23 protein-coding genes and 1 tRNA gene are annotated in these 23,617 nt (G+C 56.0%); 20 read left to right on the forward strand and 4 right to left on the reverse strand.

What is annotated here, in order from left to right:
• The first annotated feature begins 5 nt into the window (after window positions 1-5).
• The gene (locus L2Y28_RS04220) at window positions 6-722 is read left to right on the forward strand and encodes a class I SAM-dependent methyltransferase (RefSeq protein WP_022647130.1); all 717 of its coding nucleotides are present in this window, start codon (window positions 6-8) and stop codon (window positions 720-722) included.
• Here L2Y28_RS04220 and rnhA read toward each other — a convergent pair whose 3' ends face one another.
• Window positions 723-1,301 carry a ribonuclease HI gene (gene rnhA / locus L2Y28_RS04225; RefSeq protein ID WP_160840538.1) on the reverse strand — a complete coding sequence of 193 codons (579 nt, stop codon included), beginning with the start codon at window positions 1,299-1,301 and terminating at the stop codon, window positions 723-725.
• Here rnhA and dnaQ point away from each other — a divergent pair.
• From dnaQ to L2Y28_RS04270, 9 genes are all read left to right on the forward strand, one after another.
• Window positions 1,255-1,986 (forward strand): DNA polymerase III subunit epsilon, encoded by a 732-nt coding sequence (gene dnaQ / locus L2Y28_RS04230; RefSeq protein WP_072201000.1) that lies wholly within the window; start codon window positions 1,255-1,257, stop codon window positions 1,984-1,986. The two genes, rnhA and dnaQ, sit on opposite strands and share 47 nt — an antisense overlap.
• A 132-nt stretch (window positions 1,987-2,118) precedes the next feature.
• A tRNA-Asp gene (locus tag L2Y28_RS04235) sits at window positions 2,119-2,195 on the forward strand.
• A 387-nt stretch (window positions 2,196-2,582) separates the two neighbouring features.
• The gene (locus L2Y28_RS04240) at window positions 2,583-3,302 is read left to right on the forward strand and encodes a FadR/GntR family transcriptional regulator (protein ID WP_022647132.1); all 720 of its coding nucleotides are present in this window, start codon (window positions 2,583-2,585) and stop codon (window positions 3,300-3,302) included.
• On the forward strand, window positions 3,299-4,312 hold the full coding sequence (locus tag L2Y28_RS04245) for an ABC transporter ATP-binding protein (RefSeq protein WP_022647133.1): 1,014 nt from the start codon (window positions 3,299-3,301) through the stop codon (window positions 4,310-4,312). Before L2Y28_RS04240 ends, L2Y28_RS04245 begins: the two co-directional genes overlap by 4 nt.
• On the forward strand, window positions 4,309-5,391 hold the full coding sequence (locus L2Y28_RS04250) for an ABC transporter ATP-binding protein (protein ID WP_236919574.1): 1,083 nt from the start codon (window positions 4,309-4,311) through the stop codon (window positions 5,389-5,391). Before L2Y28_RS04245 ends, L2Y28_RS04250 begins: the two co-directional genes overlap by 4 nt.
• A 2-nt stretch (window positions 5,392-5,393) precedes the next feature.
• The gene (locus L2Y28_RS04255; RefSeq protein WP_022647135.1) at window positions 5,394-6,908 is read left to right on the forward strand and encodes an ABC transporter substrate-binding protein; all 1,515 of its coding nucleotides are present in this window, start codon (window positions 5,394-5,396) and stop codon (window positions 6,906-6,908) included.
• An 18-nt stretch (window positions 6,909-6,926) separates the two neighbouring features.
• A complete protein-coding gene (locus tag L2Y28_RS04260; protein ID WP_022647136.1) occupies window positions 6,927-7,868 on the forward strand; it encodes an ABC transporter permease in 942 nt (313 codons plus the stop codon).
• A 2-nt stretch (window positions 7,869-7,870) separates the two neighbouring features.
• Complete coding sequence (locus tag L2Y28_RS04265; RefSeq protein ID WP_022647137.1) at window positions 7,871-8,746, forward strand: ABC transporter permease; 876 nt, start codon at window positions 7,871-7,873, stop codon at window positions 8,744-8,746.
• Between the two features lie 9 nt (window positions 8,747-8,755).
• Window positions 8,756-10,357 (forward strand): gamma-glutamyltransferase family protein, encoded by a 1,602-nt coding sequence (locus tag L2Y28_RS04270; protein WP_022647138.1) that lies wholly within the window; start codon window positions 8,756-8,758, stop codon window positions 10,355-10,357.
• Between the two features lie 41 nt (window positions 10,358-10,398).
• On the opposite strand, the gene L2Y28_RS04275 is transcribed toward L2Y28_RS04270, so the two are convergent.
• A complete protein-coding gene (locus L2Y28_RS04275) occupies window positions 10,399-11,169 on the reverse strand; it encodes an amidohydrolase (protein ID WP_022647139.1) in 771 nt (256 codons plus the stop codon).
• A 107-nt stretch (window positions 11,170-11,276) separates the two neighbouring features.
• Window positions 11,277-13,721, reverse strand: coding sequence for an acyl-CoA dehydrogenase FadE (fadE, locus tag L2Y28_RS04280; protein WP_022647140.1), 2,445 nt, complete (start codon window positions 13,719-13,721; stop codon window positions 11,277-11,279).
• A 239-nt stretch (window positions 13,722-13,960) separates the two neighbouring features.
• On the opposite strand from fadE, the gene lpcA reads away from it, so the two are divergent.
• Together lpcA and L2Y28_RS04290 are read left to right on the forward strand one after the other, a co-directional pair.
• A complete protein-coding gene (gene lpcA, locus L2Y28_RS04285; RefSeq protein ID WP_003863232.1) occupies window positions 13,961-14,539 on the forward strand; it encodes a D-sedoheptulose 7-phosphate isomerase in 579 nt (192 codons plus the stop codon).
• 48 nt (window positions 14,540-14,587) lie between these two features.
• Window positions 14,588-15,355: a class II glutamine amidotransferase gene (locus L2Y28_RS04290; RefSeq protein ID WP_017383120.1), complete on the forward strand. Its 768-nt coding sequence runs from the start codon at window positions 14,588-14,590 to the stop codon at window positions 15,353-15,355.
• On the opposite strand, the gene dpaA is transcribed toward L2Y28_RS04290, so the two are convergent.
• The gene (dpaA, locus tag L2Y28_RS04295) at window positions 15,326-16,066 is read right to left on the reverse strand and encodes a peptidoglycan meso-diaminopimelic acid protein amidase (RefSeq protein WP_006810008.1); all 741 of its coding nucleotides are present in this window, start codon (window positions 16,064-16,066) and stop codon (window positions 15,326-15,328) included. The two genes, L2Y28_RS04290 and dpaA, sit on opposite strands and share 30 nt — an antisense overlap.
• A gap of 300 nt (window positions 16,067-16,366) precedes the next feature.
• Between dpaA and L2Y28_RS04300 the strand changes: the two genes are divergently transcribed.
• From L2Y28_RS04300 to dinB, 8 genes are all read left to right on the forward strand, one after another.
• On the forward strand, window positions 16,367-17,710 hold the full coding sequence (locus tag L2Y28_RS04300; protein WP_022647142.1) for a Na(+)-translocating NADH-quinone reductase subunit A: 1,344 nt from the start codon (window positions 16,367-16,369) through the stop codon (window positions 17,708-17,710).
• 2 nt (window positions 17,711-17,712) lie between these two features.
• A complete protein-coding gene (locus L2Y28_RS04305) occupies window positions 17,713-18,948 on the forward strand; it encodes an NADH:ubiquinone reductase (Na(+)-transporting) subunit B (protein WP_022647143.1) in 1,236 nt (411 codons plus the stop codon).
• Window positions 18,941-19,735: a Na(+)-translocating NADH-quinone reductase subunit C gene (locus L2Y28_RS04310; protein WP_022647144.1), complete on the forward strand. Its 795-nt coding sequence runs from the start codon at window positions 18,941-18,943 to the stop codon at window positions 19,733-19,735. The genes L2Y28_RS04305 and L2Y28_RS04310 overlap by 8 nt, the downstream gene beginning before the upstream one ends.
• A complete protein-coding gene (locus tag L2Y28_RS04315) occupies window positions 19,728-20,366 on the forward strand; it encodes an NADH:ubiquinone reductase (Na(+)-transporting) subunit D (protein ID WP_003863219.1) in 639 nt (212 codons plus the stop codon). The genes L2Y28_RS04310 and L2Y28_RS04315 overlap by 8 nt, the downstream gene beginning before the upstream one ends.
• A 6-nt stretch (window positions 20,367-20,372) precedes the next feature.
• Window positions 20,373-20,969, forward strand: a complete 597-nt coding sequence (nqrE, locus tag L2Y28_RS04320) for an NADH:ubiquinone reductase (Na(+)-transporting) subunit E (RefSeq protein ID WP_003863217.1) — start codon at window positions 20,373-20,375, stop codon at window positions 20,967-20,969.
• 10 nt (window positions 20,970-20,979) lie between these two features.
• Window positions 20,980-22,203: an NADH:ubiquinone reductase (Na(+)-transporting) subunit F gene (gene nqrF, locus L2Y28_RS04325; RefSeq protein WP_022647145.1), complete on the forward strand. Its 1,224-nt coding sequence runs from the start codon at window positions 20,980-20,982 to the stop codon at window positions 22,201-22,203.
• Window positions 22,204-22,205: 2 nt separating this feature from the next.
• Window positions 22,206-22,406 (forward strand): (Na+)-NQR maturation NqrM, encoded by a 201-nt coding sequence (nqrM, locus tag L2Y28_RS04330; RefSeq protein ID WP_003863212.1) that lies wholly within the window; start codon window positions 22,206-22,208, stop codon window positions 22,404-22,406.
• 107 nt (window positions 22,407-22,513) lie between these two features.
• Window positions 22,514-23,572: a DNA polymerase IV gene (dinB, locus tag L2Y28_RS04335; protein ID WP_022647146.1), complete on the forward strand. Its 1,059-nt coding sequence runs from the start codon at window positions 22,514-22,516 to the stop codon at window positions 23,570-23,572.
• The last annotated feature ends 45 nt before the right edge of the window (window positions 23,573-23,617 follow it).

A 23,617-nucleotide genomic window follows, 5' to 3' on the forward strand; every position in this document is an offset into this window, starting at 1 on the left:
TTTTGATGAAACCGGCAAGGATACCTCAGACTGTCGCACCACCGGAACGTTGGGCAGAGTTGCCCTGGGGTGAATATTATCGCGAGGCCTTAGAACTTCAGCTTAAACCCTGGCTCGCGAAAATGTATGGTTTTCACCTGCTTAAGATTGGCAATCTGAGCGCAGAAATCAATACCGAAAGCTGCGCTATCTCGCATCAGGTTTGCGTATCGCTTAATGGCTCCCCGGTTCAGGTGAAGGCTGATCCGCTGCATTTGCCGTTTGCGGAAAAATCCATTGATGCCTGTCTGCTCGCTCACACGCTGCCCTGGTGCAGCGATCCCCATCGTCTGCTGCGGGAAGCCGACCGCGTTTTGATTGATGACGGCTGGCTGATCCTGAGCGGTTTTAATCCGCTGAGTCTGATCGGGCTACGTAAACTGACGCCCGTTCTGCGCCGCACGCCGCCATATAACAGCAGGATGTTTACCATGATGCGCCAGCTGGACTGGCTTTCACTGTTAAATTTCGAAGTGCTGAGCTACGGGGGTTTTCAGGTCATCCCCTGGACGCGTAAAGGCGGGGTCTTATTAAGTACCCATTTACCCGCGCTGGGCTGCATGCAATTTATTGTCGCGCGTAAGAGGACGATCCCACTTACGCTCAACCCAATGAAGCAAAGCAAATCAAAAACGCGGATCCGCCAGACCGTGGGTGCCACGCGGCAGTACAAAAAACCGTGATCAGGATTCAGGTTGATAACCTGCATCCTCATGGGTTGGGTTTGATGCCGCCGCGCGAGCCAGCTCGTCACAGCGTTCGTTTTCAGGGTGACCGGCGTGCCCCTTTACCCACTCCCATTTGATTTCGTGCTGACCGAGGGCGGCATCAAGACGCTTCCAGAGATCGACATTCTTGACGGGTTTTTTCTCTGCCGTTTTCCAGCCGCGCTTTTTCCAGTTGTGGATCCATTGGGTAATGCCCTGGCGAACATACTGGCTGTCGGTACTCAGCACCACGTCACAATGTTCTTTTAAGGCTTCCAGCGCCACGATGGCCGCCATCAACTCCATGCGGTTGTTGGTGGTCAGGAAATAGCCTTCACTAAATGTTTTTTCATGCTGGCGATAGCGCATAATGGCGCCATAGCCGCCGGGCCCTGGGTTACCGAGACAAGATCCATCGGTGAAAATTTCTACCTGTTTACGCATCTCTGGTAGACTTCCTGTATTTGAAACGTTCAGTAAAACGATAAGTCTGACATAAATGACCGCTATGAGCACTGCAATTACTCGCCAGATTGTTCTTGATACCGAAACCACCGGTATGAACCAGATTGGCGCCCACTACGAAGGGCACAAAATCATTGAGATTGGTGCCGTTGAAGTGGTGAACCGCCGTCTTACGGGCAACAACTTCCACGTTTACCTCAAACCCGATCGGCTGGTGGATCCGGAAGCGTTCGGCGTTCACGGGATTGCCGATGAGTTTTTGCTGGATAAGCCCACCTTCGCCGATGTCGCGGATGAATTTCTCGACTACATCAGAGGTGCGGAACTTGTCATTCATAACGCGTCGTTCGATATCGGCTTTATGGACTATGAGTTCAGCAAGCTCAACCGCGATATTCCAAAGACCAATACGTTCTGTAAAGTCACGGATAGCCTGGCGCTGGCAAGGAAGATGTTCCCCGGCAAGCGTAACAGCCTTGATGCCCTGTGCTCTCGCTATGAGATAGACAACACCAAGCGTACCCTGCACGGCGCATTGCTCGATGCCCAGATCCTGGCCGATGTATACCTGACCATGACCGGCGGGCAAACGTCGATAAAATTCAGTATGGAAAATGAATCCCAGCAGACGCGGGATGAAGGCGGCATTCAGCGTGTCGTGCGCCAGGCTAATCGCCTGCGGGTTGTTTTAGCCAGTGATGAAGAGCTAATGAACCACGAATCTCGCCTCGATTTAGTGCAGAAGAAGGGCGGAAGCTGTCTGTGGCGTGGATGAAAAAAGGCGGAAACGTTTGTTAAATCGCCGTTTGGGTGATTTTTGCAGCAAACGATTCAAAACCTGAGAAAAAGCGTTGACGAGTTCAGAGGCAAACCGTAATATTCGCCTCGTTCCCCAAACGGGAACAGTGGAGCGGTAGTTCAGTCGGTTAGAATACCTGCCTGTCACGCAGGGGGTCGCGGGTTCGAGTCCCGTCCGTTCCGCCACTATTCAGAAAGCCTGAATCAGAAATGATTCAGGCTTTCGTCGTTTTATACCCCCTAAAAACTCACCTATTCTCATTCTATTTTCATTAACAAAAATTTAATAAACAAAGTGCAATTTATTAACAAATGCACATTATTGGTGCGTAATTTGCACTGTTATTGTGCATTATGTCTCCATCTCACCTCCTGCCCTCATTTTGATATGTAATAATTATGTAAAAATAATTCATAAGAAATCATTCAGTTACCTGTCATTCTTCAGAAAACTCATGAACCAATACGTTATTGGTTCGCTTATTGCTTAATCATTATCACGATAAGTAGTCCGTCATATCAATAACTTATCGTTAATAAAAATAAAGTCATGATGAAAGCGAGCGAACCAATATGGAAAAACCTTCACGGGTTTTAGCAAATTCCAGCACCGCGCTTGACCAGTTGCGCGGGCTTATCAACCAGCACGAGTCAACACCAGGCACTCCGCTGCCCACTGAACGTGAGCTATCGGAAACACTCGGCGTAGGACGACGCGAAGTGCGTCGCGCGCTGGACGTGCTGGAAGAAGAAGGGCGGATCTGGCGCAAGCAGGGCAAAGGTACCTTCATTGGTCCGGCTGCCCCTGTTGAGCCGTTGGCGCTTCAGGGATTGGTTCAGCAAACCAACCTGCTGGAAGTCATGGAAGCTCGACTACAGCTCGAACCCGGCTTAGCCCGACTTGCGGCACTGCGTGCCACCAGGGAAAACCTCGCGCTCATGCAGCGCATGCTGGAACGCATTGACAAGGTCAGCCCGGATGACCGCGATCTTAACGAACTGTGGGATAGCGCCTTTCACCGCGCCATTGCGGAAGCAGCCGGCAACCGCCTGATGCTAGGGCTTTTCGATGCGATAGATGCCGTCCGCCGGGAGCCCGGCTGGCAGTATTTACGCGAGCTTGCCCGCACTCCCGAACGTGTCGACAACTATAACGACCACCATCACAAAATCATGTCAGCGATTATTCATCGCCAGCCTAATGAAGCTGCGGCCGCCATGCGCGAACACCTGCTCAGCCTGCAAACCGCCCTGATTCAGGCTATCCACCTTGAGGACGATTCCACGCTATGACGACGATACCCTTTAAGGATTCCACTCCCGTACTGCGGCTGCAAAACCTCAACGTTAAATTCGCGGGCTCGCCGGTGAGTGTGCTCGAAGATATCTCGCTGGCGGTAAGGGCGGGCGAAACGCTGGCGCTGGTGGGCGAGTCCGGCTGCGGTAAAAGCATCACTTCCCTGGCGCTGATGGGGTTATTGCCTGCCAGCGCCAGGATCGTCAGTGGGGAGATGCACTTCCGCCGCCACGATCTGCGCAAGCTCTCGCCGCGCGAGTATGCCAATCTGCGCGGCAGCGAGCTGGCGATGATATTCCAGGAGCCCATGACCTCGCTCAACCCGGCCTTCACGCTTGGCGATCAGCTCAGTGAAGCGGTGATGCGCCATCAAACGCTCTCCCGGGCTGAGGCGATGACGGTTGCGCTACAGATCCTGGAGAAGGTGCAGATCCCGGCCGCAGAGATGCGCCTTAAGGTTTACCCGCATCAGCTTTCCGGCGGTATGCGCCAGCGCGTGATGATTGCGATGGCGCTGATAAACCATCCCAAATTACTGATCGCTGACGAACCCACTACCGCTCTGGACGTGACCATTCAGGCGCAAATTCTCGCTCTGCTCAATACCTTAAAAGAAGAAACGGGCACGGCGGTGCTGATGATCACCCACGATTTAGGCGTGGTGGCCGAAGTGGCACAGCAGGTGGCGGTGATGTATGCCGGCCAGGTAGTAGAGCAGGGAAGCGTCGAGGCGATATTTGCCGACCCGCAGCACCCGTACACAATTGGCCTGATGGGCTCGATCCCCTCCCTTGGCGTACGCAAGGGCCAGCTTTCCACCATTCCCGGATCGGTCCCGCTGCCGGAATCCATGCCTCAAGGCTGCCGCTTTGCCACCCGATGTCCCTTCGCGCAGACGCGCTGTCATGCTGAAAAACCACCGCTCACTATGCTCGGCACGGGTCATCAGGTTGCCTGCTTCCGCGTGCCGCTGGAACAACACATTGCCCTGGGAGAAATTGCATGACCACGCCCATTCTTGAAGCCCGGGATCTGAGCAAGCTTTTCCCCGGCCCGAAAAAACTGTTTACGCCGGCCCGCTTTGTCACGGCTGTTGACCGCGTTTCACTGTCGGTACTGCCAGGCGAAACGCTGGCTATTGTCGGCGAATCAGGTTCCGGGAAATCCACCCTCGGCCGGCTGCTGCTGCGCCTGCTGGGCGCCAGCGAAGGGCGCGTATTTTATCAGGGTGAGGAGATCACCCACGCCTCAGGCGCACGTCTGAACCAGCTCCGGCGTGAGCTACAGATCATCTTTCAGGATCCCTTCGCCTCGCTGAACCCGCGCATGACGGTAGAACAGATTGTCGGTGAGCCGCTGTGGCTGCACCAGAACATGAAAAAAGCGGATCGCCAGTACCACGTCGCCGAGCTGCTCAGGACGGTCGGCTTGCCCGCGGCCTGGGCCGGACGTTATCCGCACGAATTTTCCGGCGGGCAGCGTCAGCGTATCGGCATTGCGCGCGCGCTGGCGTCAGGCCCAAAGCTGCTGCTGGGCGATGAACCGGTTTCCGCACTGGATGTTTCCGTCCAGGCACAGGTGGTCAATTTACTGGAAAGCCTGAAGCACCAGTTGGGGCTAACGATGGTGATCGTCGCCCACGGTCTGGCGGTTATCCGTCATATGAGCGACCGCGTGGCGGTGATGTATCTTGGGCAAATCGTCGAGCTGGCCACCGTCGACGATATCTTAGACGCGCCGCTGCATCCTTATACCCAGGCATTAATTGCCTCTGCGCCGCAAATGCAGCCAGGCGTAGCGCGGGATGCGCCGCTGTTGCAGGGTGATTTACCGAACCCGGCTAATCCGCCCTCCGGCTGCCGTTTCCACACCCGTTGCCCCTATGTTAGCGATGAATGTCGTCAGGTTGAGCCGATTCATCAGGTAATCGACGGCGGACGTCAGGTCGCCTGCCACCGCTGGCAGGAGATTAATCGCGATCGCAGCGTTATACAGATCGCACCGCCATCCGCCGCATTTTTGCGCCGCCGCGCGCTGTTTGAACACGCGGCTACTCACTCCTCCCTTCCTTCAAGGAACTCATGATAATGACAATGCGTAATTCTCTTTTGACCGTACTGGGAAGTGTTATGTTGCTTGGTGCGGCGCTGCCCGCCCATTCTGAAAGCGTGCTGCGAATCGGCCTGGGTGCAGATCCGGACATGCTGGACCCGCATCTGGCGCGTACCTATTATGGCCGCTTCGTCTTTGCCTCCCTGTGTGACCGGCTGGTGGACGTGGACGAGCACCTCAAGGTGGTGCCGGGACTGGCGAAATCCTGGGCGTGGAGCGATGACGGCAAAACGCTGACCCTGGATCTCCGTGAAGGCGTGGCCTTCCACGACGGTGAAAAATTCGATGCCGCCGCCGCGAAATACAACCTCGACCGGGCCCTGACGCTAAAAGGCTCTCTGCGTAAAAGTGAACTCTCTTCTGTTGAGTCGGTGGAGGTCACCGGCCCGATGCAGATAGCCCTGCACCTGAAAACGCCGGATGCCGCACTTCTGATGCAGCTCACCGATCGCGCAGGCGCAATGATGGCGCCGGAAGCCGCGAAAAAAGCCGATTTTGCCGCCCATCCGGTCTGCTCCGGCCCGTATAAATTCGACAGCCGCGTGTCGCAGGACCGCATTGTGCTGACCCGCTTCGACAACTACTGGAACAAAGACGCCTATCACTTCGATAAAATTATCTATCTGCCGATCCCGGATGCCTCCGTGCGCCTGGCGAACCTGCGCGCGGGCGATCTCGACCTGACCGAAGGCATTGCCGCCAGCGACGTCAAAACCGTCGAAGCCGACAGCAAGCTGGCGCTGGCGAAGGTGACGGGCCTCGGATACCAGGGCATCACCTTCAATATTAACAATGGCAAAGTCCCGGCGAACGATCCCTTCAAAGATGCCCGCGTGCGTGAAGCATTTTCCCAGGCCATCGATCGCGATGCTTTAAACCAGGTAGTGTTCGAAGGGCTTTACACTCCGGCAAACCAGGCGTTTTCGCCGGTAAGCCCGTATCACGTCAATTTCCCGGTTCCCCCGCGTGACGTCGACAAAGCCAAAGCGCTGCTGAAAGCCGCAGGCGTCACCGCGCCGCTGACCGTCAATCTACTGGTGCCGAACAACCCAACCTCGCAGCAGGTGGGCCAGGTATTGCAGGCGATGGTGGCAGAGGCGGGCTTTAACCTGAACCTGCAAATGACCGAGTTCGCCACGCTTCTGGATCGCCAGCAGAGCGGTGACTACCAGTTGAGCTTCTCCGGCTGGTCGGGTCGCCCGGATCCAGATGGCAGCATCTACGGCTTTATCAACAGCAAAGGCACCCTCAACGACGGCCGCTACAGCAATGCTCAGGTGGATGAATGGCTAACGCAGGCGCGCCAGAGCACCGATCAGGCCGCCCGCCAGCCGCTGTATGACAAGGTTGTGAAGCAGCTTCAGACCGATATGCCGATTGCATACCTTTACTTCGAACCGCGCATTTTTGGCTTGAACAAGCGCGTGCAGGGCTTTAAAGCGTACCCGGACGGCATTGTGCGTCTGGCTGGCTTAACGCTGGCGAAATAAACCTCCTGAGGAGAACCCATGCTGGAACTGATTTGCAAACGTCTGCTGCTGGCTATACCCACTCTGCTGCTGGTGAGCATGATGGTATTCGGCCTGCAAAAGCTGCTGCCTGGCGATCCGCTGATTGCCATGGCCGGGGAGGAGCGCGATCCGGCGGTGATCGCCCAGCTGCGTGCTGAGCTGAATCTGGACGCGCCGATCCCCGTGCAGTATTTCAACTGGCTGACGCGGGCGCTGCAAGGCGATCTGGGTGTCTCCTTACGCACTCATGAGCCGGTCACGCAACTGATTGCCAGCAAGCTGCCGGTCACGCTGGAACTGTCGCTGCTGGCGATGATTATCGCGCTGGTGTTTGGTATCAGCATGGGGATCCTCGCGGCGGTGAACAAAAACAGCTGGGTCGATCACGGGGCGAACTTTGTGGCGATCTCGGGGATCTCAATACCGCACTTCTGGCTGGGGATCCTGCTGATTCTGGTCTTTTCAGTAAACCTGCAATGGTTGCCTGCGTCCGGTTATGTGCCGTTCAGTGAAGATCCGATCCAGAACCTGCGGACATTGCTGCTGCCCGCGTCCGTGCTCGGAACCGGCCTGGCGGCGACGCTGATGCGCCATACCCGCGCGTCGATGATTGCGGTGCTGAAAGCGGATTACATCCGCACCGCGCGCGCTAAGGGGCTGCTGCCGAAAGCGGTGATCCTGAAGCACGCCTTTCGCAATGCGCTGGTGCCGGTGATCACCCTCACCACGTTGCTGTTCGGCGAGCTGCTGGGCGGGGCGGTGCTGACCGAGCAGGTGTTCACCATTCCGGGCTTCGGCAAAATGATCGTCGACTCGGTGTTCAACCGCGACTACGCGGTGGTGCAGGGCGTAGTGCTGATCGTGGCGATCGGTTTCCTGATGCTCAACCTGCTGGCTGACGTGCTCTACGTCCTTATCAACCCGAAAATGCGAGGTTAATCATGGCGGAACTGACGACGCAAACCGTGGCGCCCGCGCTGCCGCGCGCGCAAAACCGGGTGCTGAAAAAATTCCTCGCCAATAAAAGTGCGGTGATTGGCGCGATTGTGGTGGGCTTTTTTGTGCTGGTGGCGCTGCTGGCGCCGTGGATCGCGCCATTTGACCCGGTCAAAGCTAACTTCCTCGCGGTGCGCAAAGCGCCATCGGCGATGTACTGGTTCGGCACCGACGAGCTGGGGCGCGATATCTTGTCCCGCATTATCTGGGGGGCGAGAACCTCGCTGATGGCGGGCTGTATGTCGGTGGCGATCGCGGTTGTCATCGGCGTGCCGCTGGGGCTGGTGGCGGGTTATTTCCAGAAGATGTGGGACGGGGTGATCTCCCGCTTTATTGAGGCACTGCTGGCCTGTCCATTCCTGATCATGGCGATCGCGCTGGGGGCATTCTTAGGCCCAAGCCTGACGAATGCCATGATCGCTATTGGACTCTCGGCAATGCCGATCTTCGCCCGCCTGACGCGCGGCCAGGTGATCGCCATTCGCAACGAAGAGTACATCGACGGCGCGCGGGCGATTGGCCTGCCGGACCGCTGGATCATCATTAAATACGTTCTGCCCAACGTGATGTCACCTATCCTGGTGCAGGCCACGCTGGCCATTGCCTCGGCGATTATCGCCGAAGCCAGCCTTTCGTTTTTAGGGTTAGGCCAACAGCCGCCGAACCCATCCTGGGGCTCCATGCTCAACACCGCAAAAGGGTTTCTCGAACAGGCGCCGTGGATGTCGGTTTTCCCCGGCGTGGCGATTTTCCTTGCCGTTCAGGGCTTTAATTTACTCGGCGACGGGCTGCGCGATGCGCTCGATCCGCGCCACGACTAAGGAGTCATGATGACCAAAGCGCTCGATTTTACAACCGGTTACGATTCACGACGCCCGCCGATGATGGGCCATAACGCCGTTGCCACCTCGCAGCCGCTGGCGGCACAGGCGGGAATGAAGATGCTACAGCTGGGCGGAAATGCCGTTGATGCGGCGATTGCGACCGCCATGGCGCTGACCGTTGTCGAGCCGACCGGCAACGGCATCGGCAGCGATGCTTTTGCCATTGTCTGGGACGGTGAAAAACTTCACGGTCTGAATGCTTCCGGTCGTTCGCCAGCCAGCTGGCATGCGGATCTGTTTGCCGGAAAAACCGCCGTACCGGAAATCGGCTGGGACGCGGTGACCGTGCCGGGTGCGGTGTCGGGCTGGGTGGCGCTGGCTGAACGTTTTGGCACGCTGCCGCTGACCACGCTCGCGCAGCCAGCCATTGATTACGCACGTGACGGTTTCCCGGTCTCGCCGCTGATCGGCCATCTCTGGCAGCGCGGCTACAACAAGCTGAAAGATCAGCCCGGGTTTAGTGCCTGCTTTGCGCCAGAAGGCCGCGCGCCGCGCGTGGGGGAGATCTTCCGTAACCCGGCGCAGGCGAACTCACTGGAGCTGATCGCCAAAACCAACGGCGACGCGTTTTACCGTGGCGAACTGGCGCAGAAAATTGCCGCCTTCGCCAAAGCACATGGTGCACACCTGACCGAAGCAGACCTGGCGAATCACCGTGTGGACTGGGTGGAACTGCTATCGCGCGACTTCGCGGGCGGTTCGGTGCAGGAATTGCCGCCAAACGGTCAGGGGATCGCCACCCTGATTGCGCTCGGCATTCTGGAGCAGTGCGGCATCGAGAAACATCACCCGGATTCCGTGCAGGGGCTGCACCTCTCTATAGAGGCAATGAAGCTGGCGCTGGCGGATCTCGATCGCTACGTTGCGGATGAAGAGCATATGGAGTTTGCCGCCAAAGCGCTGCTGAGCGACCATTATCTGAAGTCGCGCGCCGCGCTTATCAATCACGATAAAGCCTCTGATTTTGTGTACGGATCGCCGACGCAGAGTGGGACGGTTTACCTCAGCGCAGCGGATTCCAGCGGGATGATGATCTCCTTTATTCAGTCCAATTTTATGGGCTTCGGTTCAGGGATCGTGGTGCCGGATACGGGGATCAGCCTGCAAAACCGCGGCTGCGGCTTTGTACTCGATCCCAAACACCCGAACGCGCTGGCGGGCAGCAAGCGTCCTTTCCACACCATCATTCCGGGCTTTGCGATGGACGGTAACGGCAAACCGCTGATGTCCTTCGGCGTGATGGGCGGCCCGATGCAGGCGCAGGGGCACATGCAGATGGCGCTGCGCATTATGCTGCACGGGCAAAACCCGCAAGCGGCGATTGACGCCCCGCGCTGGCGCGTGGTGCAGGGCAGGGAAGTGGTTGTTGAATCGACCTTCGATCGCAATACCATCGCGGCGCTGCGCGAGCGCGGACACCAGATCGTGGTGGAAGATCCGCTTCAGGATTACAATTTTGGCGGCGCGCAGGTGATTTACCGTATGCCGGAAGGGCACTACGTGGCTGCGACGGAGAGCCGCAAAGACGGGCAGGCGTTGGTGAGCTGATTTGTAGGCCGGGTAAGGCGCAGCCGCCACCCGGCTTTTTCTTATCCAATGCTAAATGGATCTGCATCCTGCCAGGCCGGAAACTTCTCCCGATACTCCTTTAACGCCGTTAACGAGATCTCAGCGTCAATTCGTGTCGCCTGATGCGGCTCGGCGGTGGCAATAATCTCACCCTGCGGACTGATCACCCGGCTGTCACCGCGATAGTGATGCCCGTTGCCGTCCGTTCCTACGCGGTTACAGCCAACGACATAAGCCTGATTTTCAATCGCGCGCGCGGTCAGTAAAGCCTGCCAGTGCAGGGAGCGTGGGGCGGGCCAGTTGGCGACGTACAACGCCAGGTCATAATCGTTGCGGTTGCGCGACCACACCGGGAAGCGCAGGTCATAGCAGACCAGCGGCAGAATACGCCAGCCGCGCCATTCAAATACCACGCGTTCGTTTCCGGCTTCATAATGTTGATGTTCATCCGCCATGCGGAACAGATGGCGCTTATCGTAGAAATGGACGTTTCCTTCCGGCTCGACCAGCAGGAAGCGATTGACCGGGCCGCGCGCGGTCTGGAGCGCGACGCTGCCGGCAATCAGCGCGTTTGTTTCCTGCGCCCTGGCGTGCATCCAGGCCACCACCTCGTCCTGCGGCATGGACTGTTTTGCTGCCTCCATCGCGAAACCTGTGGTGAACATCTCCGGCAGGACAATCACATCGCGTCCGGTAATCTCTTCCAGCTGGCGATCAAAATGGCGAAGGTTGGCGGGGCCGTCCATCCACACTAAAGGTTGCTGCAAAACAGAAATCTTTAAACCAGGCACGATACAGGCTCCTTAATAAACACTTTTTGACACTGTAGCACGTCATTACCAGAAAATGTGGCAATAAAAAACCCCGCGCGGGGCGGGGTTTGTGAGAGCAAAATACCTTATGCCGCTTCAGGTTTGCGGTGCTTCTCTGGCAGCTTTACCGGCTGAGTCGCCAGCTCTTCTGGTTCGAAATCATCCACGTTAATACTGCGCAGACGGCTCTCTTCGGCTTTCACCAGAATCGCAGCTTCGCTGTTGTCGATGATGCCACCCGCCAGCGCCTGTTTTGCCAGCTCATCCAGTCGTGTAAACGGCAGGTTTTTGCCCAGCTGTTTGCAGATCTTCTGGTGAATCGGGTCGGCGGCCATCACATCAAGCAGCGCTTCTTCCAGCAAACCTACCGGGTTATGCGGGGTAGGTTCCAGGTATTGACCACGGCCAATACGGGAACGGGTTGCGCTTGGTACCTGGAGGATCTTCGCCACTTTATGATCCAGCTTGTCAGACGGTGCCAGATGGTGACGACCGGTCGGGAAGATCACCGCGCGCAGGGCGCCCGCCACGAAGCGGTTCGGGAAGTTTGCCAGCAGGTCGTCAATCGCCTGTTCCGCCTGATACATCGCATCCTGCACGCCCCAGTGCACCAGCGGCAGATCCGCTTCCTGACGGCCTTCATCGTCGTAGCGTTTCAGCACCGCAGAGGCCAGGAAGATCTGGCTCAGCACATCACCCAGACGGGCGGAGATGCGTTCGCGACGCTTCAGGCTTCCGCCCAGAACGGCCATGGAGACGTCAGACAGCAGCGCCAGGTTAGCGCTCAGACGGTTCAGGTGTTGGTAGTAACGTTTGGTTGCATCGCGGGTCGGCGTCGCGCTGGTCAGCCCCCGCGTCAGGCCGAGCCAGAAGCTGCGAACTTCATTGCTGCCAACGTGACCGATATGTTTGAACAGCAGCTTGTCGAAGGCATCCACGTCGTTATTCTGCGCGGCGGCCATCTCTTCCAGCACGTACGGATGGCAACGAATCGCCCCCTGGCCGAAGATCATCATGCTGCGGGTCAGGATGTTTGCCCCTTCCACGGTGATGGCAATCGGTGCGCCCTGATAGCCGCGCGCCAGGAAGTTGCCTTCGCCAAGCATAATGCCTTTACCGCCTGCGATATCCATTGCATCAATAATTGACTGCTGTGCGCGGTGGGTACAGTGGTACTTCACAATCGCCGACAGCACGGCAGGTTTTTCGCCCAGCATAATACCGTAGGTAATCAGCGAGGCTGCGGCGTCCATCACGTAGGCATTGCCCGCAATACGCGCCAGCGGCTCTTCGATACCTTCCATCTTGCCGATGGAGATTTTGAACTGACGGCGGATATGCGCGTAAGCCCCAATCCCCATCGCCACCGATTTCAGACCGCCGGTAGAGTTCGATGGCAGTGTAATGCCGCGGCCCACCGACAGACATTCCACCAGCATACGCCAGCCCTGACCAGCCATTTTCGGACCACCGATGATGTAGTCAATCGGCACAAAGATATCCTGACCGCGAGTCGGGCCGTTCTGGAACGGTACGTTCAGCGGGAAATGACGACGACCAATTTCAACCCCCGGGGTCGAGGTTGGGATCAGCGCACAGGTAATGCCCAGATCTTCATCACCGCCCAGCAGTTTTTCCGGGTCAGAAAGTTTGAACGCCAGACCGAGTACGGTGGCGATAGGCGCCAGGGTGATATAACGTTTGTTCCAGGTCAGGCGCATGCCCAGCACCTGTTCGCCCTGCCATTCGCCCATGCAGACCACGCCAGTATCCGGGATCGCACCGGCATCAGAACCGGCTTCCGGGCTGGTCAGCGCGAAGCACGGAATTTCCTGACCACGCGCCAGACGCGGCAGATAGTGATCTTTCTGCTCTTCCGTACCGTAATGCTGTAACAGCTCGCCCGGGCCTAAGGAGTTTGGCACGCCAACGGTGATCGCCAGGATCCCGGAAACACCCGCCAGTTTTTGCAGGACGCGAGCCTGAGCGTAAGCGGAGAATTCCAGACCGCCGTACTCTTTCTTAATGATCATCGCGAAGAAGCGATGCTCTTTCAGATATGCCCACAGCTCAGGCGGCAGGTCGGCCATTTCGTGAGTGATGGCAAAATCGTTCGCCATGCGGCAGGCTTCTTCCACCGGGCCGTCAATAAAGGCTTGTTCTTCGGCGGTCAGACGCGGCTGCGGGTAGTTGTGCAGCTTTTTCCAGTCCGGGTTGCCCTGGAACAGATCGCCTTCCCACCAGGTCGTGCCCGCATCAATCGCCTCTTTCTCCGTGCGCGACATCGGCGGCATCACTTTACGGAATCCCTTGAACACCGGCGCGGAGATCATCGACTTACGCATCGGCGTCAGGTTAAACGGCAGCAAAATGATTGCCAGGGGAACAAGTACCCAGATATTCCACAGGCCAGCGACGCCAAGTGCAGCCGTCCAGGCCAGAAGAATCAGGCTACTCAGGAATAAACTGACACGGTGATAGAACAACACCCCGAGCAGCACAACGGTTGCGAAAATGCTCAAAATCATCATAAAGAAAAGCTCCCTTGCTTGTAGGAGGTCTGACCACTTGTGATGATATGGTTGTAGTTGATGTCATTTCCTTTAGCAATGTGTTTACAAAATAATTACAACCTGGTTCACATTGTTCGCGTTTTAGCCGGCACAAAAAATCAAAACGCCGGACTATTCGCATGGCTTTAGCTTCTCGCTTTTACTGCTATCCGGTACACTCCACTGTGTTATTTCATCAATACTGAAGGATTATCCTCATGTACCAGGATCTTATTCGTAACGAACTGAACGAAGCGGCGGAAACGCTGGCGAATTTTCTGAAAGATGATGCCAATATTCACGCTATTCAGCGCGCGGCGGTCCTGCTTGCCGACAGCTTCAAAGCTGGCGGTAAAGTGCTCTCCTGCGGTAACGGCGGTTCCCACTGTGACGCCATGCACTTCGCCGAAGAGCTGACCGGACGCTATCGCGAAAACCGTCCGGGCTACCCGGCGATTGCGATTTCCGACGTGAGCCACATCTCCTGTGTAGGCAACGACTTCGGTTACGACCATATCTTTTCCCGCTACGTTGAAGCCGTAGGCCGTGAAGGCGACGTGCTGCTGGGGATCTCCACGTCCGGTAACTCCGCTAACGTGATCAAAGCGATCGCCGCCGCGCGTGAGAAGGGCATGAAAGTGATCACCCTGACCGGGAAAGATGGCGGTAAGATGGACGGTACAGCGGACATTGAAATCCGTGTACCACACTTCGGTTATGCGGATCGCGTTCAGGAAATTCACATCAAAGTGATCCACATCCTGATCCAACTGATCGAAAAAGAGATGGTTAAGTAAGACTTCGCTGGGGGGCGCCGGTGCCCCCCGCTGTTGTGGAGGTGTTCTATGTGCGAACTGCTCGGGATGAGCGCCAATGTGCCAACCGATATCTGCTTTAGTTTCACCGGGCTGGTTCAGCGCGGTGGAGGAACCGGGCCGCATAAAGACGGCTGGGGCATCACCTTCTACGAAGGCAAAGGATGTCGCACGTTTAAAGATCCACAACCCAGCTTTAACTCACCCATTGCCAGACTGGTGCAGGACTATCCTATTAAATCCTGTTCGGTGATCGCCCATATCCGCCAGGCCAATCGCGGCGAAGTGGCGCTGGAAAATACCCATCCGTTTACCCGTGAACTGTGGGGACGTAACTGGACCTATGCGCACAACGGGCAGCTCTCGGGCTATAAATCACTGGAAACCGGCAATTTTCGTCCTGTCGGTGAAACGGACAGCGAAAAAGCATTTTGCTGGCTGCTGCACAAGCTGACCGAGCGCTACCCCCGTACGCCCGGCAACATGACCGCAGTATTTAAGTACATAGCGTCACTGGCGTCTGAGTTACGCGAGAAGGGCGTGTTTAATATGCTGCTGTCTGACGGACGCTACGTGATGGCATTCTGCTCGACGAATCTGTTCTGGATCACCCGACGTGCGCCGTTTGGCGTCGCCACGCTGCTCGATCAGGATGTGGAAATTGATTTTCAGAAGGAGACCACACCGAACGATGTGGTCACTGTCATTGCAACGCAGCCGCTGACGGGCAATGAAACCTGGCAAAAGATCATGCCAGGCGAGTGGGCGCTATTTTGTCTCGGGGACCGCGTAATTTGACGCCAGCTGAGGCTGAACCACTTCATGGCTGAGCGGTTTACTCACCACGTAACGGCCATTGACGATGGACACCACCGGCGGCTTATGGGTCTGCTCGAAGTAGTCATAACCCGGTTTTAGCTGTTTCCAGAAATCTGTGTAAACAGAGTACTTATGGCGCGCCATGTTGGCATCCGTCATACGGAACGGATAGATGCTGACCTGAACATTCGGCTGGCCGAAGACCAGTGCGCCCGTGACAAACTGGAAGATTTCATCAATGCCGGAATCCGTCATCGCATAACAGCCGACAGACACGCAGGCGCCGTGGATCATCAGGTATTTCCCTTCGTAACCGTGCGCACGGTCGAAGGCATTGGGGAAACCGATGTTAATCGCTTTATAGAAGCGGCTGTCCGGTTTTAGCTGGTTACGCTGAACGTTGTAAAACCCTTCCGGACTTTTGAAGTCACCCTGGCGCTGTTTCGGCCCCAGTCCGCCAGAATAGTTACAGATTTTGTAGCTATCGAGCAGTTGATACGTCTCGCCCATTTTGACAAACAGATCGAGTGTGCGCTCTTCCTTGAAGATTTGAATATAAACAGGGGATCCCATCAACTGCTGTTTATACTCTTTGCTGACCGGCGTCGTTGAACTATTACTGCCAAGCAGCCCGGCAAACGACATGCACGGTATCAGAAGCATCGCAATGAACAATGCGATTTTACGCATACTACTGGTTCCTTGATAAAACAATGACCAACTTGCCAGAACGGCAAAAGACACCCGAAATCAGACTAATCTGGACAGGAGCGCTCACATTAGCACCGATGGAGATTTTCGCAAGAGCCAACCTTTGCGTTTACAAATTAGTTTTACTTTATAACCCATTCATATTGTCCTGACTCCAGGAACTTTGCGCAATAGCTCGCATTTCGGCGCGCCAGACGGCGGATTTACTGCCCTTGGCAGGGCCGAAAATGGTACACTCCGGCCTCTCTGGATTGTTGTTCATGGATACCTGCTAACCACATGTTTAGAATCAGAAAAGGACTCGATCTGCCAATCTCTGGCGTGCCTGAACAGCACGTAACGACCGGCGCCAGTATTCATCATGTCGCTATTGTGGGTGATGATTACGTGGGCATGCGCCCCGCGATGCTGGTACAGGAAGGCGATCGTGTAATAAAAGGCCAGGCACTCTTCGAGGATAAAAAAAATCCTGGCGTTATGTTTACAGCCCCTGCCAGCGGCACCGTTGCCGCCATCCATCGTGGTGAGCGTCGCGTCCTGCAGTCGGTTGTCATTCAAATTGAAGGTGACGAAAAACGCGAGTTTGCGCGTTTTGACGCCGCCGATCTCGCTACCCTCAGCCACGACGCGGTGCAGACGCAACTGCTGGAGTCAGGACTGTGGACGGCGCTTCGCACGCGTCCCTATAGCAAAACGCCCGTACCTGGCACTGTGCCAGCCGCTATCTTCGTTACGGCCATCGACACTAACCCGCTCAGCGCGGATCCGCAGCCTCTTATCCTGGCGGAACGCAAAGCTTTCGATGCCGGCCTCACCGTGTTAACGCGCCTGACGCCGGGCAAAGTGCATGTCTGCCAGGCCAGCGGCGGTAAGCTGGGCGGGCATCCGCAAGGGCAGGTCGCCTTTAATGAATTTGCCGGCCCGCATCCGGCCGGGCTGGTGGGAACGCATATTCATTTCCTGGAGCCGGTAAGCCTGACGAAACAGGTCTGGCATCTTAATTATCAGGACGTGATCGCTATCGGTAAGCTCTTCACCACGGGTGAGCTGTGCGCAGAACGCATTATTGCCATCGGCGGCCCTCAGGCAACCCAACCGCGTCTGGTTCGCACGCTGCTTGGGGCAGACCTGACGGCGCTGTTGGCTGGCGAAACGAAAGAAGGTGAAAACCGCATTATTTCCGGTTCGGTGCTGAGCGGCAGACACGCGACAGGCCCGATGGCCTGGCTGGGTCGTTTCCATCTTCAGGTGAGCGTGGTGCTTGAAGGGCGCGAGAAAGAGCTGTTCGGCTGGGTGCTGCCTGGCGCAGAAAAATACTCGGTAACCCGTACCACGCTCGGCCACTTTTTGCGTCGTAAGCTGTTTAACTTCTCCACCAGCACCAACGGCGGTGAGCGCGCCATGGTCCCGATTGGCAACTACGAACGCGTGATGCCGCTGGATATTCTGCCCACTGTGCTGCTGCGCGATCTGCTGGCCGGCGATACCGACGGTGCCCAGGCGCTGGGCTGTCTGGAGCTGGACGAGGAAGATCTGGCGCTGTGTACCTATGTGTGTCCAGGTAAATACGAATATGGACCCGTATTGCGCGAGGTGTTAACCCGCATTGAGCAGGAAGGATAACCATGGGCTTAAAACACCTCTTTGAAAAAATTGAGCCGCACTTTACCGAAGGGAAGCTCAAAAAGTACTACCCGCTGTATGAAGCGACAACGACCATTTTCTACACCCCGGGTCTGGTGACGAAAGGCGCGGCGCACGTTCGCGACGCCATCGACCTCAAGCGAATGATGATTCTGGTCTGGTTTGCGGTCTTCCCGGCCATGTTCTGGGGGATGTATAACGTTGGGTTGCAGACTATTCCGGCGCTGCACCATATGTACGATGCAGAGCAGCTGGCGCAGGTGATTCAGTCTGACTGGCACTATCGTCTGGCGCAGTCGCTGGGGGTGAGCTTTGCGGCAGATGCAGGCTGGATCAGCATGATGACGCTGGGCGCTGTCTTCTTCCTCCCCATCTATATGACTGTCTTTATTGTGGGCGGTTTCTGGGAGGTTCTGTTCGCTATTATTCGCAAACATGAGATAAACGAAGGCTTCTTTGTTACCTCTATTCTGTTTGCGCTGATTGTTCCGCCAACGCTGCCGCTCTGGCAGGCGGCGATGGGGATCAGCTTTGGCGTGGTGATTGCCAAGGAGATCTTCGGCGGGACCGGACGCAACTTCCTCAACCCGGCACTGGCAGGGCGCGCGTTCCTGTTCTTTGCTTATCCGGCGCAAATCTCGGGCGACCTGGTGTGGACGGCAGCAGACGGATTCTCCGGCGCGACGCCACTTTCACAGTGGGCGGCTGGCGGCGGCGAAACGCTGGTTAACAATGCAACCGGACAGCCTGTCACCTGGTTTGATGCGTTTATTGGCAATATTCCAGGCTCCATCGGTGAAGTGTCTACCCTGATGATTTTGATCGGCGGAGCCATCATCCTCTTTGGCCGCGTGGCGTCCTGGCGCATTGTCGCTGGCGTCATGCTTGGGATGGTCCTCACCGCCACGCTTTTCAATTTCATTGGTTCAGACACTAACCCGATGTTCTCCATGCCGTGGTACTGGCACCTCGTGCTGGGAGGCTTTGCGTTTGGCATGATGTTCATGGCCACCGATCCCGTCTCGGCTTCGTTTACCGACAGAGGAAAATGGTGCTACGGCGCGCTCATTGGGGTGATGTGTGTACTGATTCGCGTGGTCAACCCGGCCTATCCGGAAGGGATGATGTTGGCCATTCTGTTTGCCAATCTGTTTGCGCCGCTGTTCGACTACCTGGTCGTGCGCGCCAACATTAAGCGGAGGAAGGCGCGTGGCTGAGATCAAAAATAACGACAGTATCAGCAAAACGCTGCTGGTGGTGCTGGTACTGTGTCTGGTCTGTTCCATTGTCGTGGCCGGTTCTGCCGTTGGGTTGAAACCGCTACAGCAGGAGCAACGTGCGCTGGATAAACAGCGTAACATCCTTGCCGTTGCCGGGCTGATGCAGGAAGGCATGACGAAGGATGACGTCGCAGCGGTGTTTGCCGAACGCATTACCGCACGGCTGGTGGATTTAAAAACCGGGGAGTTAATGGATAAAGACCCGGCGAAATATAACCAGGCGCTGGCGCTAAAAGATCCGCAGATGAGCACCATGCTTGACGCCTCGCAGGATCCGGCAGGCATTAAGCGCCGCAGCAATGTCGCGGAGATTTACCTCGTCCGCGACGAGCAAAAGCGCATCCAGGAAATCGTGTTGCCCATCTATGGCAACGGTTTATGGTCAATGATGTACGCCTTTGTGGCGCTGGATACCGATGGCCGTACGGTCAAAGGCATTACATATTACGATCAGGGCGAAACACCAGGGCTGGGGGGCGAAGTTGAGAACCCTAACTGGCGGGCACAGTTTGTCGGTAAAAAAGTGCTCGATGATAACGGCCAGCCTGCGCTGAAGGTGGTGAAAGGAGGAGCGCGTCCCGGTGATGAATTTGCCGTTGATGGCCTTTCCGGCGCCACGCTCACCTCTAATGGGGTGCAGCACAGCTTTGATTTCTGGATGGGTGAACTGGGCTTTGGTCCCTTCCTGAAGAATGTACGTGAAGGAGCGCTGAACAATGGCTGATACGGGTGAACTGAAAGAAGTTAAAAAGGTGCTGATTGGCCCACTTTTAGCCAATAACCCGATAACGCTTCAGGTGCTGGGCGTATGCTCGGCTCTGGCGGTAACCACCAAGCTGGAAACGGCGGTGGTCATGACGCTGGCGGTAACGCTGGTGACAGCGTTTTCCAGCATGTTTATCTCAATGATCCGCCACCACATACCCAACAGCGTGAGGATCATTGTCCAGATGGCGATCATCGCCTCGCTGGTGATCGTGGTTGATCAGCTTCTGCGCGCCTTCGCTTATGAAACCTCGAAGCAGCTTTCGGTGTTTGTCGGCCTGATTATCACCAACTGTATCGTGATGGGGCGCGCTGAAGCCTATGCGATGAAAATGCCGCCACTGGCGAGCTTTATGGACGGTATAGGCAACGGGCTGGGTTACGGTGTGATCCTGTTGACGGTTGGTTTCCTGCGCGAACTTATTGGCAGCGGCAAACTGTTTGGCATTCCGGTGCTGGATACGGTACAGAACGGCGGCTGGTATCTGCCGAACGGCCTGTTCCTGCTGGCACCAAGCGCATTTTTCATTATCGGTTTGCTGATCTGGCTGATTCGTACGCTGAAGCCTGAACAGCAGGAAAAGGAGTAACCGACGATGGCTCATTACTTGAGTTTATTTGTGCGCGCGGTGTTTGTTGAAAACATGGCGCTCGCTTTCTTCCTGGGCATGTGTACGTTCCTTGCTGTTTCTAAGAAGGTATCGACGGCATTCGGTCTGGGTGTGGCGGTCACTGTTGTGCTGGGGCTTTCCGTTCCGATTAACAACCTGGTGTTCAACTTCGTGCTTCGCGATGGCGCGCTGGTGGAGGGCGTTGATCTTAGCTTCCTGAACTTCATCACCTTTATCGGGGTGATTGCGGCGCTTGTTCAGATCCTGGAGATGATCCTCGATAAATACTTCCCGTCGCTGTACAACGCACTGGGGATCTTCCTGCCGCTAATCGCGGTGAACTGCGCCATTTTCGGCGGCGTCTCATTTATGGTTCAGCGCGATTACAACTTCAGTGAATCGGTTGTGTATGGTTTCGGTTCCGGTATCGGCTGGATGCTGGCGATTGTCACCATGGCGGGGATCCGTGAAAAAATGAAATATGCCAACGTACCTGCGGGGCTTCGTGGCTTAGGGATCACCTTTATCACCACCGGCCTGATGGCGTTGGGCTTTATGTCCTTCTCCGGTGTGCAGCTATAAGGGCTAAAAGATGGAAATTATTCTTGGCGTGGTGATGTTCACGCTGATAGTACTGGTGCTGTCAGGGCTGATCCTGGCGGCGCGTGCGAAGCTGGTGAATTCCGGGGATGTGATCATTGATATCAATGACGATCCGCAGAATCAGATCCGTACCCCGGCAGGGGATAAGCTGCTTAATACGCTCTCCGGCAACGGGATTTTTGTCTCGTCTGCCTGTGGCGGCGGTGGCTCCTGTGGACAATGCCGTGTGAAGGTGAAAGAGGGTGGCGGGGATATTCTGCCAACAGAACTGTCGCATATCACGAAGCGTGAAGCTAAAGAGGGCTGCCGTCTGGCGTGTCAGGTCGCTGTGCGCCAGAACATGAAGATTGAGCTGCCGGAGGAGATCTTCGGCGTGAAAAAATGGGAGTGCGAAGTTATCTCTAACGATAATAAAGCCACGTTCATTAAAGAGCTCAAGCTGCGCGTTCCTGAAGGGGAGAGCGTCCCGTTCCGTGCGGGTGGGTATATTCAGATTGATTGTCCGGCACACACCGTGGCGTATGCTGACTTCGACGTGCCCGAGGAGTACCGGGCCGACTGGGATAAATTTAACCTCTTCCGCTTTGTTTCCGAAGTAAAAGAGCCCGCGCTTCGCGCTTATTCCATGGCTAACTACCCGGAAGAGAAGGGCATTATTATGCTCAACGTGCGTATCGCCACGCCGCCGCCGAATGCGCCTGATGCACCCCCTGGCGTCATGTCGTCCTATATCTGGTCCCTCAAGCCTGGTGACAAAGTGACGATTTCCGGCCCGTTCGGCGAATTCTTTGCCAAAGACACCGACGCGGAAATGGTCTTTATCGGCGGCGGTGCGGGTATGGCGCCGATGCGTTCACATATCTTTGACCAGCTCAAACGCCTTGGCAGCAAGCGCAAGATTAGCTTCTGGTACGGGGCGCGTTCACTGCGCGAAATGTTCTATGACGATGAGTTTGAACAACTGGCACGTGATAACCCTAACTTTACCTTCCATGTGGCGTTATCCGATCCGCAGCCGGAAGATAACTGGACAGGTTATACGGGCTTCATCCACAACGTGCTGTATGAAAATTACCTCAAACAGCACCCGGCACCGGAAGATTGCGAGTTTTATATGTGTGGCCCGCCAATGATGAACGCTGCCGTGATTAAGATGCTAAAAGATCTTGGCGTGGAAGATGAGAACATCATGCTCGATGATTTCGGAGGCTGATTATGCTGACCTTTCTGGCGACCTTTGCGGTGTTTGTACTGGTGATATTCGGGATGTCCTTAGGCTGGATCATCAAGCGTAAAAGCATCCAGGGCAGCTGTGGAGGTATATCTTCCATCGGAATGGAAAAAGTATGCGATTGTCCGGAACCGTGCGATGCGCGAAAAAAACGGATGGCTCGCGAGCAGCAACGCATTATTTAGTTTTGTATGTCGGGTAAGGCAACGCCGCCACCCGACAATTCCCACGCATACTTCTCAACCCTCATTTGTTTACTGTATACTTATCCAGTAATGAGTGAGGGCTTACTATGCGCAAAATAATCCATGTCGATATGGACTGCTTTTTTGCCGCAGTGGAGATGCGTGACAACCCGGCGCTGCGGGATATTCCCATCGCCATTGGCGGCAGCCGGGTTCAGCGCGGTGTCATCAGCACCGCCAACTATCCTGCTCGCAAATACGGTGTGCGCAGCGCCATGCCGACAGCGATGGCGCTGAAACTGTGCCCGCATCTCACTCTTTTGCCCGGACGTTTTGATGCCTATAAAGAAGCATCGAACCACATTCGGGAGATCTTCTCCCGCTACACCTCTCTGATTGAACCGTTATCGCTGGATGAAGCCTATCTGGATGTCACCCACAGCGTGCACTGCCACGGCTCCGCCACCCTGATGGCGCAGGAGATCCGCCAGACTATTTTTAACGAGCTGAACCTGACGGCATCGGCAGGCGTCGCGCCGATAAAATTTCTCGCCAAAATCGCCTCCGATTTAAATAAGCCCAACGGCCAGTACGTCATCACCCCGGAAGAGGTTCCGGCGTTTTTAAAGACGCTGCCGCTCAGCAAAATCCCCGGTGTGGGTAAAGTCTCCGCCGCGAAGCTGGAAAATATGGGGCTACGCACCTGTGAAGACGTTCAGCGCAGCGATCTGGCGCTGCTGCTTAAGCGTTTTGGTAAGTTTGGCCGCGTACTGTGGGAACGCAGTCAGGGCATTGATGACCGGGATGTGAACAACGAACGGCTGCGTAAATCGGTCGGCGTTGAACGCACGCTGAGCGAAGATATCCATGACTGGGCAGAGTGTGAAACCATTATTACGGAACAACTCTATCCTGAGCTTGAACGACGCTTACTGAAGGTCAAACCAGATCTGCTTATTGCACGACAGGGCATCAAACTGAAATTTAACGATTTTCAGCAGACGACGCAGGAGCACGTCTGGCCACGCCTCAACAAAGAGGATCTTATTGCGACGGCAAAAAAGGCATGGGAAGAGCGGCGGGGCGGACGAGGGGTAAGGCTGGTGGGGCTGCACGTCACATTGCTGGATCCGCAGCTGGAGCGTCAGCTGGTGCTGGGACTGTAGATTAGGCTAATCGTAGGCCCGGTAAGCGAAGCGCCACCGGGCATC

The organism is Enterobacter sp. JH25 (assembly GCF_021725435.1).
GTDB classification, from domain to species: Bacteria; Pseudomonadota; Gammaproteobacteria; order Enterobacterales; family Enterobacteriaceae; genus Enterobacter; species Enterobacter intestinihominis.